Source organism: Thermopetrobacter sp. TC1, from assembly GCF_000746275.1.
Lineage (GTDB): Bacteria > Pseudomonadota > Alphaproteobacteria > Rhizobiales > Aestuariivirgaceae > Thermopetrobacter.
Map to the genome: position 1 here is coordinate 290,494 of NZ_KN050828.1, position 13,970 is coordinate 304,463.

Annotated in this window: 11 protein-coding genes; 7 read left to right on the forward strand and 4 right to left on the reverse strand. The window is 63.6% G+C overall.

The features are described 5' to 3' along the window. Positions 1-180: 180 nt before the first annotated feature. A complete protein-coding gene (gene thrC / locus EK16_RS05085) occupies positions 181-1,572 on the forward strand; it encodes a threonine synthase (RefSeq protein ID WP_038035124.1) in 1,392 nt (463 codons plus the stop codon). Next, entirely contained in the window at positions 1,569-2,909 is a 1,341-nt protein-coding gene (locus tag EK16_RS05090) for a M16 family metallopeptidase (RefSeq protein WP_081910279.1), read from the forward strand. The genes thrC and EK16_RS05090 overlap by 4 nt, the downstream gene beginning before the upstream one ends. A 337-nt stretch (positions 2,910-3,246) precedes the next feature. Here EK16_RS05090 and EK16_RS05095 read toward each other — a convergent pair whose 3' ends face one another. Continuing rightward, positions 3,247-3,612 carry a hypothetical protein gene (locus tag EK16_RS05095; RefSeq protein WP_051928956.1) on the reverse strand — a complete coding sequence of 122 codons (366 nt, stop codon included), beginning with the start codon at positions 3,610-3,612 and terminating at the stop codon, positions 3,247-3,249. A 422-nt stretch (positions 3,613-4,034) separates the two neighbouring features. Between EK16_RS05095 and guaB the strand changes: the two genes are divergently transcribed. The 5 genes from guaB to truA all read left to right on the forward strand — a co-directional run bounded on the left by guaB (position 4,035) and on the right by truA (position 10,644). Next, a complete protein-coding gene (guaB, locus tag EK16_RS05100; RefSeq protein WP_038035953.1) occupies positions 4,035-5,528 on the forward strand; it encodes an IMP dehydrogenase in 1,494 nt (497 codons plus the stop codon). A 222-nt stretch (positions 5,529-5,750) separates the two neighbouring features. Continuing rightward, entirely contained in the window at positions 5,751-7,151 is a 1,401-nt protein-coding gene (locus tag EK16_RS05105; protein ID WP_038035127.1) for an aminotransferase, read from the forward strand. A gap of 218 nt (positions 7,152-7,369) precedes the next feature. Further along, positions 7,370-8,803: a metalloprotease TldD gene (tldD, locus tag EK16_RS05110; protein WP_038035128.1), complete on the forward strand. Its 1,434-nt coding sequence runs from the start codon at positions 7,370-7,372 to the stop codon at positions 8,801-8,803. An 87-nt stretch (positions 8,804-8,890) separates the two neighbouring features. Beyond that, a complete protein-coding gene (gene fmt, locus EK16_RS05115; protein WP_038035132.1) occupies positions 8,891-9,895 on the forward strand; it encodes a methionyl-tRNA formyltransferase in 1,005 nt (334 codons plus the stop codon). Positions 9,896-9,903: 8 nt separating this feature from the next. After that, positions 9,904-10,644 (forward strand): tRNA pseudouridine(38-40) synthase TruA, encoded by a 741-nt coding sequence (truA, locus tag EK16_RS05120; protein WP_038035135.1) that lies wholly within the window; start codon positions 9,904-9,906, stop codon positions 10,642-10,644. Between the two features lie 45 nt (positions 10,645-10,689). Here truA and EK16_RS05125 read toward each other — a convergent pair whose 3' ends face one another. The 3 genes from EK16_RS05125 to pcaD form a co-directional block, all read right to left on the reverse strand. Beyond that, the gene (locus EK16_RS05125; protein ID WP_038035136.1) at positions 10,690-11,877 is read right to left on the reverse strand and encodes a DNA recombination protein RmuC; all 1,188 of its coding nucleotides are present in this window, start codon (positions 11,875-11,877) and stop codon (positions 10,690-10,692) included. Continuing rightward, positions 11,874-12,992 carry an FG-GAP repeat domain-containing protein gene (locus tag EK16_RS11465; protein WP_197059612.1) on the reverse strand — a complete coding sequence of 373 codons (1,119 nt, stop codon included), beginning with the start codon at positions 12,990-12,992 and terminating at the stop codon, positions 11,874-11,876. The genes EK16_RS05125 and EK16_RS11465 overlap by 4 nt, the downstream gene beginning before the upstream one ends. Before the next feature lie 77 nt (positions 12,993-13,069). Then, positions 13,070-13,867 carry a 3-oxoadipate enol-lactonase gene (gene pcaD / locus EK16_RS05135; protein ID WP_038035139.1) on the reverse strand — a complete coding sequence of 266 codons (798 nt, stop codon included), beginning with the start codon at positions 13,865-13,867 and terminating at the stop codon, positions 13,070-13,072. Positions 13,868-13,970 lie beyond the last annotated feature (103 nt).

Below are 13,970 nucleotides of genomic sequence, written 5' to 3' on the forward strand. Positions count from 1 at the left end.
GCTCCGGAGCGATTCATTTCCGCCCCGCCAAGCCGGGCATGGCGGGCAAATGGGGCCAAAATCCGTCAAGCGCGGGAAAATGCACTTTCTTGTGTCGCCGGTGGCCCTTGCACGAAAGACATTCCTTGCTTCATAACAGCCGCGAAAGGTGCGGCGGTTTCTGACACGGACAAGGCAGACATGCGATATATCTCCACCCGCGGCGGCGATCGCGACCGCAGCTTCGAGGATGTCCTCCTTGCCGGCCTGGCCCCGGACGGAGGGCTTTACGTGCCCGAGCACTGGCCGGTTCTTTCCCCGGATGACTGGCGGAGCCTGCGCAACCGGGACTGGTCGGAGGTGGCCGTGGCCGTCATGCGGCCCTTCATGGGGGATTTCCTGCCCGAGGCGGCACTTGGCCAGCTCATCGCAGAAGCGGCCGGCACGTTCAATCATGCCGCCGTCACGCCACTCAAGCAGCTTGACGATTCCTTATGGCTCCTGGAGTTGTTTCACGGGCCCACGCTGGCGTTCAAGGATGTGGCCATGCAGATCCTGGCCCGCCTGATGGATATCGCGCTTGAGCGCCGCGGCGAGAAGGTGACGATCATCGGAGCCACATCCGGAGACACGGGCTCTGCCGCCATTGAGGCCTTCCGGCATTCCAGACACGTGGAGATCTTCATCCTGCATCCGCATGGACGCGTCTCGGAGGTGCAGCGCCGGCAGATGACCACCGTTCATTCGCCCAACGTGCACAACATCGCCATTGAGGGCGATTTCGACGACTGTCAGGCGTTGGTGAAGGCCATGTTCAACGACCAGCCGTTCCGCACACGCATGCGCCTGGCCGGGGTGAATTCCATCAACTGGGCGCGGATCCTGGCGCAGGTCATCTATTACGCCACCGCGGCGCTGTCGCTGGGCGCGCCGCACCGGCCCGTGGCCTTCACGGTGCCGACCGGGAATTTCGGCGACATCTTTGCCGGATACGTGGCGTGGAAACTGGGGCTGCCCATCGAGAAACTCGTGATCGCCACCAACGTCAACGACATCCTGCACCGGGCGCTGACCACGGGGCGCTATGAAGTAACGGGTGTTACACCCACCACCAGCCCGTCGATGGACATTCAGGTGTCCTCCAATTTCGAACGGCTGCTGTTCGATGCGCTGAACCGCAATCCGGCCGCTGTGCGGGCGCTGATGGACTCGCTTGCGCAGGCGCGCGCCTTCACCATTCCTGAGGAGGCGCTTGCCGAGATGAACACCCTGTTCGCCTCCGGGCGGGCTGATGAGGAGGAGGTGCTGGAGGAAATCCGCCGCACATGGCGGGAAACCGGCGAGATTGTCGATCCGCACACGGCGGTGGGCCTGCATGTCGCACGTTCCCATCTGGGGCCGGATCATGCCATGATCTCGCTGGCCACGGCGCACCCCGCCAAGTTCCCCGATGCGGTGGAACGCGCCATCGGGCAGCGTCCGGCCTTGCCACAGCGCCTGGCCCATATCCTTACGGACGAAGAACGCCTAGCGGTTCTGCCCAATGATCTTGAGCGGGTGGAGGCCTTCATTGCGGAACGGGTGACAGGATGAGTGCGGAGAAGAAGGGCGCGAAGGCTTCGCGCACGCCATCATCCATGCCGCCTGCGGTTCTGTCGCGCGAAGATGCCGGCGCAGGCCGGACGATAGAGCCGGAAGAAGGAGTCAGGGTCACGGTGCTGGATACGGGTGTGACCGTGATCAGCCATGCCATGCCCCATCTGAAGACCGTGGCGCTGGGCTTATGGGTACGGGCCGGCTCGCGCGATGAAATGCCGGATGAGGCAGGTGTGGCCCATTTTCTGGAGCACATGGCCTTCAAGGGCACTTCCCGGCGCAGCGCGCGGGAGATCGCGGAAGCCATCGAGGGGCGCGGGGGCGATCTCAATGCGGCAACCTCTTCCGAGACCACGGGCTATACCGCACATGTGCTGAAAGAGGACTGGGCGCTGGCCCTGGATGTCATCGCCGATATCGTGACCGATCCCGTTTTCGATCCCGCGGAGATGGAACGGGAGCGCGGCGTGATCCTGCAGGAAATAGCCGCAGCGCATGACGATCCGGTCGATCTGGTGTTCGAGCAGGCGGAGGAGGCCGCCTTTGACGGTCATCCGCTCGGGCGCTCCGTGCTTGGCCGGCCGGAAACGGTCGGCCGTCTGATGCCGGATGACCTGCGTGCCTTCCGGGCGCGCACCTATCTGTCCGGCGCCATGGTGCTTTCCGCAGCGGGAAACGTGGATCATGACGCGCTGGCGCGAGAAGCCGCCGCCCGTCTGGCCAGGGTGCCGCAGGGCAGCGGGCCTGAGCGTCAGCCGCCGCGGTTTCATCCGGGCCGGCGCATCCGCCAGCGCCCCCAGGATCAGACCCATATCGTGCTCGCCTGGCCGGCGCCGGGCTATCGCGACGAACAGGTGTGGGCGGCACAGGCGGCATCGGCCATTCTTGGCGGCGGCATGGCCTCGCGCCTGTTTCAGGTGCTCAGGGAGCAGCGCGGCCTGTGTTACGCCACCTACAGCTACTATTCCGCCTGGGCCGATGCGGGGCTTATCTATCTTTACGCCGCCACCGCACCGGAACGCGCTGAAGAGGCGGAAGCGCTCATGCGCTCTCTGGCCAGCGGGCTTTCCAAAGACATCTCGGCGGAGGAGCTGGACCGCGCCAAGGCCCAGGGGCGGGCCGGCCTGGTCATGAGCCTGGAAAGCCCGGTGGCCCGCGCCGGACAGATGGCGCGGCAGATGCTGGGTTATGGCCGGGTGCCGCCCATACAGGAATTTCTTGCACGCATCGAGGCTGTGCAGCCCGAAATGGTCTCGGATGCGGCCCGTGCGATTTTCGCGCGTGAACCAGTCGTTTCCCGGGTGGAGGCGACGGGCAGGAGCGAAGACGTCTGATCATTCGCTTTAAGCGTGACACCACGAGAAAAAGAAAAGGGGGAACAGGACAGCGCCCGTTCCCCAAGGGCATCGGCAATCCTCGAAAACACGCGGGCGAAATCGAGGACAGGGATGATCCTTCATCTGAAGGCTGGGGCGTGTCCTCATAAAATCCGACGCGCCAGCCCCTAAAGGTCAGCATTTTCGCCTCATCCCGCTGGCCTTTCGCCCTTGAAAATAGCCTTGGCTATTCCCTGCGGGCGAAAAGACCAGCGATTTTCAAGAAAATGCCGCTGGCATCGCCGTTTTTGAATTAAGTCCACGCCCTGGGCAACGCATCTTAAGTCACTGAACCTTATTGAGCAGCGCCCTGTTGAGCATTCTGGGGTGTGTCGGCGGGCGCCATGTCCTGAGCCGTGTTCGCCGCGTCCGTGGCTGCATCCTTCGCCTTGTTCACCACGGTTTCGGCAGCGCCCTGCGCCTTGTTCGCAGCCGCGCCTGCAGCATCCTTCGCCGCATTCATGGCGTTTTCCGCAGCGGAACGGGCCTTGTCAGCCGCGGTGGTTTCCTGCTTGGTCGTGGTCTGCTGCGCGGGCGGGGCAGCCCCGGTCTCGGATTTTTTGGAATCATCCTTGCAGGCCGCAAGGCCCGCAGCAAGGGCGGCGGCAAGAAGCACGCCCGCGCCTGAGCGAAGAGTCGATGCAATTTTGCTGGTTTTCATGTCGCTTCACCCCCGGTTTGTCATCTGTTGGCCTGTCGCCCTGCATGTAACAGGCACGCCAGAGGGAAGCGGCAGAAGAGGGCAACAATGAGGCGATATGTGGTTAAAAAGGCAACGAATGCGGGAAGATTTCATGAAGCCGGCTTGCATTGGGCACGGGGCGCTTCAGCCGCGCCTTGATGACTGATTGTTCGGCCTTTGTATGCACGGCATGGGATAAGGGCGCGCATAAGGGCGTTTTTCCCTTTGCCGCAGGAGAAAGGCGGCGTTGTCCACCGTTCAAGCGCCGGCGATCACTTGTCGCTTTTCCCGGCACCGCCATCGTGCTAACAGAAATCGCCAACCGTGACGAACGCCTCCGGCCGCCGCAAACACGCGCATCGCCCGGGGGCTTACAAAAATACGCCCTGATGGAGGTTGGCATGAGCACTGATGCCCCGATCCCCGATTTCCGCGAATATCTTACCTTTGATGATGTGCTGCTGAAGCCGAAGGCGAGCAGCGTTCTGCCCTCGGAAGCGGACATCCGCACCCGCCTCACCAGGCGCATTCCCCTTTCCATCCCCATCGTGTCCGCCGCCATGGATACGGTGACGGAGGCACGCATGGCCATCGCCATGGCGCAGGCGGGCGGGATCGGCGTCATTCACCGCAACCTCTCGCCGGAGGAGCAGGCGGCGGAAGTGCGTCGGGTCAAGCGCTTCGAGGCCGGCATGGTGATCAATCCCATTACCATCACACCGGACGCCACCCTGGGCGAGCTCATGGAGATCAAGCGCCGGCACAATATTTCCGGCATTCCGGTGGTGGCGAAAAAGGGAGAGGGGCCGCAGCGGCTCGTCGGCATCATCACCAATCGCGATGTGCGCTTCGAGACCGACATGAACAAGACGGTGGCGGAGCTGATGACCCGGGACAACCTCGTCACCGTCAAGCCGGGCATCACGCCGGAAGAGGCCCGCCGCAAGCTGCAGGAACACCGCATCGAGAAGCTCATCGTCGTGGACGATGAGGACCGGGTCATCGGCCTGATCACCGTCACCGACATGGAAAAGGCCGAGCAGTATCCCAACGCGGTGAAGGACGATCAGGGGCGCCTGCGGGTGGCCGCCGCCATTTCCACGGGTGAGGAGAGCTTCCGCCGCGCGGAGATGCTAGTGGCAGAAGGGGTGGACGTGCTTGTTATCGATACCGCCCATGGTCATTCCAAATACGTGGCCGAACAGGTGCGGCGGGTGAAGGATGCCTTCTCCGACAAGGTGGATGTGATCGCCGGCAACGTGGCCACGGCGGAGGCGACGAAAGCGCTGATCGAGGCAGGCGCCGATGCGGTGAAGGTGGGTATCGGACCCGGTTCCATTTGCACCACGCGGATCGTGGCCGGTGTGGGCGTGCCGCAGCTGACCGCCATTCTCGACTGTGTGGCCGCCGCGCGCGAGACGGATACGCCCATCATCGCCGATGGCGGCATCAAGTATTCCGGCGACATGGCCAAGGCGCTGGCGGCGGGGGCGGCTTCGGTGATGATCGGCTCGCTGCTGGCCGGCACCGACGAAAGCCCGGGCGAGGTCTACCTCTATCAGGGCCGCTCCTACAAGGCCTATCGCGGCATGGGCTCGGTGGGCGCCATGGCCCGCGGCTCCGCCGATCGCTACTTCCAGGCGGAAGTGAAGGATGCCATGAAGTTCGTGCCCGAAGGCATTGAGGGACAGGTGCCCTACAAGGGGCCGGTGGCCAACGTGCTGCATCAGCTCACCGGCGGCTTGCGCGCGGCCATGGGCTATGTGGGTGCGGCCACGCTGCCTGAATTCGTCAAGCGGGCGGAGTTCATCCGCATCTCCTCCGCCTCCCTGCGCGAAAGCCACGTGCATGATGTGCAGATCACCCGCGAGGCCCCCAACTATCTGCGGCAGTAAAGCGCTTATGTGATGAAGTTGGGCGCACCGTCCGCTCCATAAGTCACGGCAATCTGCTCAGCCGCCGCCAAAGGCAGGCCTTGCGGGGCGGGTAAAGCGGCGTATGCTTCCTGAAGATGAATGATGCCGTCTTTGGCCAGGGGGCATTCAGGCTCCTGGCCGCGGGATGGTCTTCGTATTCATCCAAGCCCTGCGCCCCATCAGTCAGGAGAGGATACGCCCATGCCCGATCACGCCTCGTCCTTGAGCAATCTCGACGTTCGCGACATCGAGACACTCATTCATCCCTATACCAATCTCTCCACTCACCGCCGCATCGGCCCGGTGGTGCTGGAAACGGGCAAGGGGGCCATTGTCTGGGATTCGGAAGGGCGGGAATACATCGAAGGGCTGGCGGGGCTGTGGTGCACCGCGCTGGGCTATGGCAACGAGGAGCTCGTGGAAGCGGCGCGCGAACAGATGGCGCAGCTTTCCTTCGCCCATCTCTTCGGGCACAAGAGCCATGATGTGGCCATCGCCCTGGCGGAGAAGATCAAGGAAATCGCGCCCTTTCCCGTTTCCAAGGTGTTGTTCTGCTCAGGCGGCTCGGAGGCCAACGATCAGCAGGTCAAGCTCACCTGGTATTACAACAACGCGCGCGGCAAGCCGGAGAAGAAAAAGATCATCTCCCGCCACAGGGCCTATCACGGTGTGACGGTGGCCTCCGGTTCGCTTACCGGGCTTCCCGTGGTGCATGCCGATTTCGACCTGCCGCTGCCGCAGGTGCTGCACACCGCCTGCCCCGATTATTACCGCGAGGCCGAAGAGGGCGAGAGCGAACGGGAATTCTCCCGCCGCATGGCCAGGGAGCTTGAAGCGCTTATTGAACGGGAAGGGCCGGAGACCATCGCCGCCTTCATTGCCGAGCCGGTGATGGGCGCAGGCGGCGTCATCATCCCGCCGGAGGGCTATTTCGAGGAAATCGGCAAGGTACTGGCCCGCCATGATGTGCGCATCATCTCGGACGAGGTGATCACCGGCTTCGGGCGCACGGGCGAGATGTTCGGCTGTCAGGCCACGGGCTTTCGCCCCACGTCCATGTCGGTGGCCAAGGCCATCACCTCGGCCTATGTGCCGCTCGGCGCCATGACCGTGGAGGAAGATCTCTATGAGGCCATGCTGGCGGAATCGGAGAAAATCGGCATCTTTGGCCACGGCTTTACCTATACGGGGCATCCGGTGGCCTGTGCGGTGGCGCTGAAGACTCTGGAAATCTTCGAGCGCGACAACATCGTGGACGAGGTGAAACGCAAGGCGCCGCATTTTTCCCGGCGCATCGCACGGCTGGCCGAACATCCGCTGGTGGGGCATGTGCGCAGCATCGGCCTGATGGGCGCGGTGGAGCTGGTGGCGGACAAGAAGGCCAAGCGCCTGTTCGATCCCAAGGCGGGGGTTGGGGCGCATGCCATGCTGGCGGCACAGGCCCATGGCCTGATCACCCGCAATGTGGGCGGCGACATCATCGCCCTGTGCCCGCCGCTGATCATCAGCGATGAAGAAATTGACGAGATGTTCGACAGGCTGGAACGGGCGCTTGATGATACCGAGGCCTGGGTGCAGCGCGAGGGATTGCGTGATCACTAAAAGGCCATAATGCCTAGAAGCGGGATGGGCTCTTGACCGGCATGCCGTTTTGGCCAACCACCCTCATGACGGGACAGGGTCACAAGAGGCGTCACCTCTTGTGAAAGGCATGTGTGAAGCCATATGAATTCAGAACCACACGCCTTGCGCCCCAGTTCTTTTCTGAAAAGACATCGGCGCTGCGGCATCAAGCGAATTTCGGCGGAGATATCAGGAACATGACCGACTTTGGCACCGATCCCAACACCATTTTTCAGGTTTCCGGGCTGGACAGACAGCGCGCGCACAAGATCATCGAGGATGCGCTGCACGGCTGTGACGACGGCGAGCTTTATCTTGAACTGTCGCGCTCGGAGAGCCTGACCTGGGATGACGGGCGCCTGAAGGCGGCAAGCTTCGATTCCCGCGCCGGTTTTGGCCTGCGGGCGGTGGCCGAAGAGCGCACGGGCTATGCCCATTCCTCCGAAGTCTCGGAAGATGCCCTGCGCCGGGCGGCGGAAACGGTGCGGGCGGTGCGCGCCGGCCATGAGGGAACCTGGGCGGAGCCGCCGCGCAAGACTAATGTGCATCTCTATCCGCCGGATGATCCCATCATCGAAATGTCCTTTGCCGAGAAGGTGAAGCTGCTGGAAGAGGCGGATTCTTTCGCCCGCGGTCTTGATCCCCGCGTGCGGCAGGTGAGCGTTTCGCTCGCCTCGAGCTGGCAGGTGGTGACCATTCTGCGCCCGGATGGTTTTCTGGCCCATGATGTGCGGCCGCTGATGCGCTTCAACGTCTCGATCATCACCGAGGACGGCGAGAAACGGGGCACGGGCATGCATGGCCTGGGCGGCCGTCAGCACTGGGCGGACTATATCGGCGGCGGGAAATGGAAAGAGGCGGTGCGCGAGGCCCTGCGCCAGTCTCTTGTATCCCTTGATGCGGGCCCGGCGCCGGCCGGCGAGATGGATGTGGTGCTCGGACCCGGCTGGCCGGGCATTCTTTTGCATGAGGCTGTGGGGCACGGCCTGGAGGGCGACTTCAACCGCAAGGGCACCTCGGCCTTTGCCGGGCTGATGGGCGAGCAGGTGGCGGCGAAGGGCGTGACCGTGATCGATGACGGCACGATCCCGGGCCGGCGTGGCTCGCTGAGCATCGATGATGAAGGCACGCCCACCTCCTCCACCGTGCTCATCGAGGATGGCCGGCTCGTCGGCTACATGCAGGATCGCATGAACGCCCGGCTCATGGGCATGCAGCCCACGGGCAACGGCCGGCGCGAATCCTATGCCCACGCGCCGTTGCCGCGCATGACCAACACCTTCATGCAGGCGGGGGATCATGAGCCGGAGGAGATCATCCGCTCCGTGAAGAAGGGGCTTTATGCCGTCTCCTTCGGCGGCGGTCAGGTGGACATCACCTCCGGCAATTTCGTCTTCACCTGCACAGAGGCCTATCTCATCGAGGATGGCAAGGTAACCCGGCCGGTGAAGGACGCCACCCTGATCGGCAACGGCAAGGATGCGCTCACTCGCGTAAGCATGATCGGCAATGACCTTCAGCTCGATCCCGGCATCGGCACCTGCGGCAAGGCCGGGCAGGGCGTGCCGGTGGGCGTGGGACAGCCGACATTGCGCATCGATGCGCTCACCGTTGGCGGCACGGATGCCTGACGGATTTCGCCATGGCATGATGAAGGCTGCAGTCTGGGGCGTGATCCCGGGAGCCTGACGGAAACGCACAAGGGCTTTTTTACGACCATGACCTCGAATCGCTTGCGGCTGATCTTCATGGGCTCACCGGATTTTGCCGTGCCCACGTTCAGAGGGCTTATGGATGCGGGGCATGAGATCGTGGCCGTTTATACGCAGCCGCCGCGTCCGGCCGGGCGGGGCAAGAAGCCGCGCCCCACGCCCGTTCATGCACAGGCGGAAGAGGCGGGCATTCCCGTCTTCACCCCCCGTAGCCTGAAAAGCGCGGAGGAACAGGCGCGTTTTGCCGCCTTTGAGGCGGATGCTGCGGTGGTTGTGGCCTATGGCCTGATCCTGCCGCAGGCCATTCTCGATGCACCGCGGCATGGCTGTTACAACCTGCATGCCTCGCTGCTGCCGCGCTGGCGGGGGGCGGCGCCCATTCAGCGGGCGATCATGGCCGGGGATGACAAGACCGGCGTGTGCGTGATGAAAATGGAGGCGGGGCTTGACACCGGGCCGGTGTGCGCCTGCGAAGAGGTGCTGATCACGCCGGACATGACGGCGGGTGAACTGCATGACCTTCTGGCCGAAAAGGGGGCTCTCCTGATGGTTTCCGCCATGAACCGCCTTGCCGCGGAAGGCCGGCTGGATTGCCGCCCGCAACCCCGTGAAGGGGCAACCTATGCGCCGAAGATCGAAAAGGAGGAAGCCGCCATTGACTTTTCCCGCCCGGCGGCGGCAGTTCTGGCGCAGATTCATGGCCTTTCCCCCTATCCCGGCGCCTGGGCGCTTCTGCCCACCGCGAAGGGAGACATGCGCATCCGCATCCTGAAAGCGGAGCGTGTTTCGGTGCCCTCGGCAGAAAAGGCGGCACCGGGCACGGTGCTGGATGAGAATTTCACCATCGCCTGCAAAGAAGGCGCCATCCGCCCCCTTGTAGTGCAGAGAGCGGGCAAGGCGCCGCTTGATCGCGCGGCTTTCCTGCGTGGCACGCCGGTGACGCCCGGAACGCGCCTGTCGGGAAAGCATGAGGCTTCAGCAGAGGCCTCGGCAAAAGATGAGAAGGCTTAAGGTGCGCCATGCCCCGTTATCGCATCACCGTGGAATATGACGGCACGCCTTTCGTCGGCTGGCAGCGGCAGGAAAACGGCCCTTCCGTGCAGCAGGCCCTGGAGGAGGCCATTGCCGCCATGACGGGAGAGCGCGTGCGAGTTCAGGGTGCGGGACGGACCGATGCCGGCGTGCATGCGCTGGGGCAGGTTGCGCATTTCGATCTTGAACGGGCCTTTTCCCCGCACCGGCTGCGGGAAGGGCTGAACTATCACTTAAGGCCGGCGCCGGTTGTGGTGCTTGAAGCAGAAGAGGCGGCGGCGGATTTTCATGCCCGCTTTTCCGCCACCCGGCGGCACTATCTCTACCGCATCCTGAACCGGCGGGCACCGCCGGCGCTGGACCGCAACCGCGTCTGGCACGTGCCGGTGCCGCTCGATGCCGGGATCATGCACGAGGCAGCGCAGGTTCTTGTGGGGCGGCATGATTTCACCACCTTTCGCGCAAGCCAGTGTCAGGCGGACTCGCCGGTGCGCACGCTGGATTTCATCGCGGTGGACAGACAGGGCGATGAAATCCAGATCCGCACGCATGCGCGCTCCTTCCTGCACAATCAGGTGCGCTCCATGGTGGGATCGCTCAAACTGGTGGGCGAAGGCAAGTGGACCGCCGGCGATCTGCGCAAGGCCCTTGAAGCCTGCGACCGCACGGCCTGTGGCCCCGTAGCCCCGCCCCATGGCCTTTATCTCACCCGCATCGATTATGACTGAGCGTATCTCAGTTCTGCGCCTGGCAGCCCTTCATGGGGATGCGCCCTAATCATTATCCTCTTGATTTTCTGCACGAATATGCGCGTGCATTCCGTCTGGGGGCAATCCATCGGAGCGGCCTGGTTTTTCCTCCTCGTCAAGATCAAGGGCGTCGATTTTCAGGGCGCGGTTGATGATTTTCTCGCCGGTGATGCGCAGGCGATCGATGTCCTGTGTAACCTGGCCGAAATGCCGCTGCAGATCAAGCAGGCGGCTATGCAGGCGCTCCACGTCCTGCAGAAGATGGCGCACCTCGCGCTGCACGATGCCGGCAGCCTCGCGCATGCGCACATCCCGGAACAGGGTCTGCAAGGTCTGGACCATGAGCATGAGCACACTGGGCGAGGCAATGACGACATGGGTGCGGTGGGCTTCCTGCACCAGATCGCTCATGCGCTCGTGCAGTTCGGCATAGAGGGATTCGGAAGGCACGAAGAGAATGGCGAAATCGAGGGTTTCGCCGGGAATGAGGTATTTGCCCGCAATATCGGCGATGTGGCGGCGCATGTCGCGCCTGATGCGGCGCAGGGCGTCCTGATGGGCGGTTTCGTTTTCTGCCCGGTGCAGGGCATCGAATCCCTCCAGCGGAAACTTGGCATCGATGACGAACTTGAGATCGCTTTCGGGCATGCGGATGGTGCAATCCGGCCGCGCGCCATTGGAAAGCGTATCCTGAAAAGCATAAAGCCCCCCGGGCAAGGCATCGCGCACAATGGCCTCCATGCGCCCCTGCCCGAAGGCACCGCGGGCCTGCTTGTCTGAAAGGATGCGCTGCAGGTTCGTCACCTCACCGGCGAGCTGGCCGATGTGCGCCCGCGCCTCGTCGATGACGGCAAGGCGCTCGGCCAGTTCGCGCAACTGGCGGGCGGTGCGCTCGGAATGATCGTTCAAGCCCTGGCCCAGGCGCATGCTGACGGCATCCAGCCTTTCAGAAAGCAGGCGGGCGATGTGGGTATCGCGGGCGGAGGCGGCATCGGCCTGTTGGGAGAGCTGGCCGGAGAGCTCGGCGATGCGCTGCTGCAGAAGCATGGCTAATCGCGCCTCCTCCTGCTGGCGCTGTTTGTGCTGGCGCAAAGCGCGCCAGGTGAGCAGGAGAACGATGAGGAGCAGAACAATGATGGCGGCGGATACGGCTAGGATGATTTCCGCCCAGGTTATGGGGCGCGAGCCGATGATGAACGCGGTTTCGTTCATTGCGCCTTTCCGCTGGCGGCATCGGCCTTCTTTCCTGCAGGCGTGAAGGAGAGAAGGAGGCCGTCCCTTGTGACAAGGAGGGCCTCACCACGGCCGTCCCGATTGAGATCGGCAGCGATGATGGGCGAATCAATGATCCCGCCGATGGGAATGCGCGCCCGTTCGACAAGCCTGCCCTCTTTCAGGGCCACGGCGACGAGGGCCTTTCTTTCGGCATCGGGCAGGATGATGTCGTTTTTGCCATCGCCATCCCAATCAAAGGTAACGGCCTGAACAAGCTCACGCGAACCGGCGGCATGATTGGAATAGCCCTTCTTTGAGGCCAGAACGGCCAGCGAGCGCTTTCGTCCTGCCCCTTCCAGGCGGGCGATTTTCAGCGTGCCGCCGATGTGGGGCGTTTCCACCCAGGCGATTTCCTTCTTCCCGTCCCCGTCGAAATCGGCAGCAGCCGCAGGATTGAGCCAGCGACGGGCCTTTCCGATCGGCTCGCTCTCAGTCAGGCGCACCAGCCGCTCATCCTTGCCGCGGCCGGTTAAGGCATAAACGGCAAGGGCAGCACCGCGATCGGCATAAGTGTGCACGACGATCACCTCGTCCTTGCCGTCACCGTCGAGATCAACAAGGCGGGCCATGCGATCCTCAAAGACCTCCGTCTCGGGCAGGATGAGCTCGATTCTGCGCCCCTGATCATTGGAGACGGCCAGGCCGCCGGCCTCGATGTCATCGCCCAGAACGGCATGGTCATAGCGGCGGGTGGGGCGCGTCAGCCAGGCCTCGCGGATGTTGCGCCGCCCGACGGTGACGCGGGCATCCGGAATGGCGAAGGGTTTACGCCGGGCGAGAAATTTCGGGATGTAACGGGTGCCGATGGGCTGCAAGCGCCTGCTCCCGTTGCGATAGGACAACGACATCCACAGGCCGTCGCAACGCTGAAAGAAGATGTGATGCGGCAGGCTGCCCTGATGAATGCCGGAGAGCAGGGCATCGCCGGCGCGGATGGTGGCGATGCAGGGGATGTCCGCAAGCAGCCGCTGTGGTTGGGCCTGTGTCTCCGCCGCCCGGGCCGGGCCTGTGACGGACAGGAGCACGGCGAGAACGGCGGCAGGCGCACGCACGGGAAAATTTGCGCCTTTCAGGCCGGCAAGACACGGCTTGGCAAAGCGAAAAGGGTGCGTCCGGCGAAACGGTGACATCAGATCAGGCCATGGCTGCGGGCGAAGGAGACGATGTGCTCGGCAGTCTTCTGCGGCTGTTCGATGCAGATCATGTGCGCGGCATCAGGCACCTCCACATACTCACAGCCGGGGATGATTTCTGCCATGCCCTTGACCACGTCAGGCGGCGTGGACCCATCCTCGCTGCCGCAGAGGGCGAGCGCCGGCACGGAGACATTGCGCGCCGCCTCGGTGTAATCGGCATCGCGGATGGCGAAGCAGGTGCCGATATAGCCGCCGGGCGGACAGCGCAGGACCATGTTGCGGGTGCCGATGACGTCTTCCTTGCAGGTTTCGCGATAGCCCTCGGTGAACCAGGCTTTCTCGATCATGGGCCAGATGCTGGCCAGACCATGCGCGGCAACGGTGGCGATGCGCCCGTCCCAGGCTTCCCTGGTGCCGATCTTGTGCGCGGTATCGCAAAGGATGAGGCCGGAGACGAGATCGGGACGCAGGGCAGAAAGCGCCAGCGCGATCATGCCGCCGACGGAGATGCCACAGATGATGGCCTCCTTCATGCCGGCGGCGTCCATGAGGGCGGCCACGTCACGGGCGTGATCATCAATGGTGTAGGGCGGGGTGCCCACATCAGAGAGGCCATGGCCGCGCTTGTCGTGGAACAGAAAGCGGAAACCCTCGTCACGCAGGGCATGGGCCACGCCATGCCAGATGCGATAGTCGGTGCCGAGGGAATTGATGAAGACGAGCGGCCGTCCCGCCTTTTCGCGGCCGAGCCGATAGTGCAGGGTGACGTCGTTGACGGTCATGAAAGCCATGGCAGCCTCCTTGCGCCCTCGTGTTCAAGATCCCTGACCCATGATCGTGCGCCCCTCCTTCACCGACGGACGTGAGGCAATCCGGCGTCTTCCCGCCTTGCGC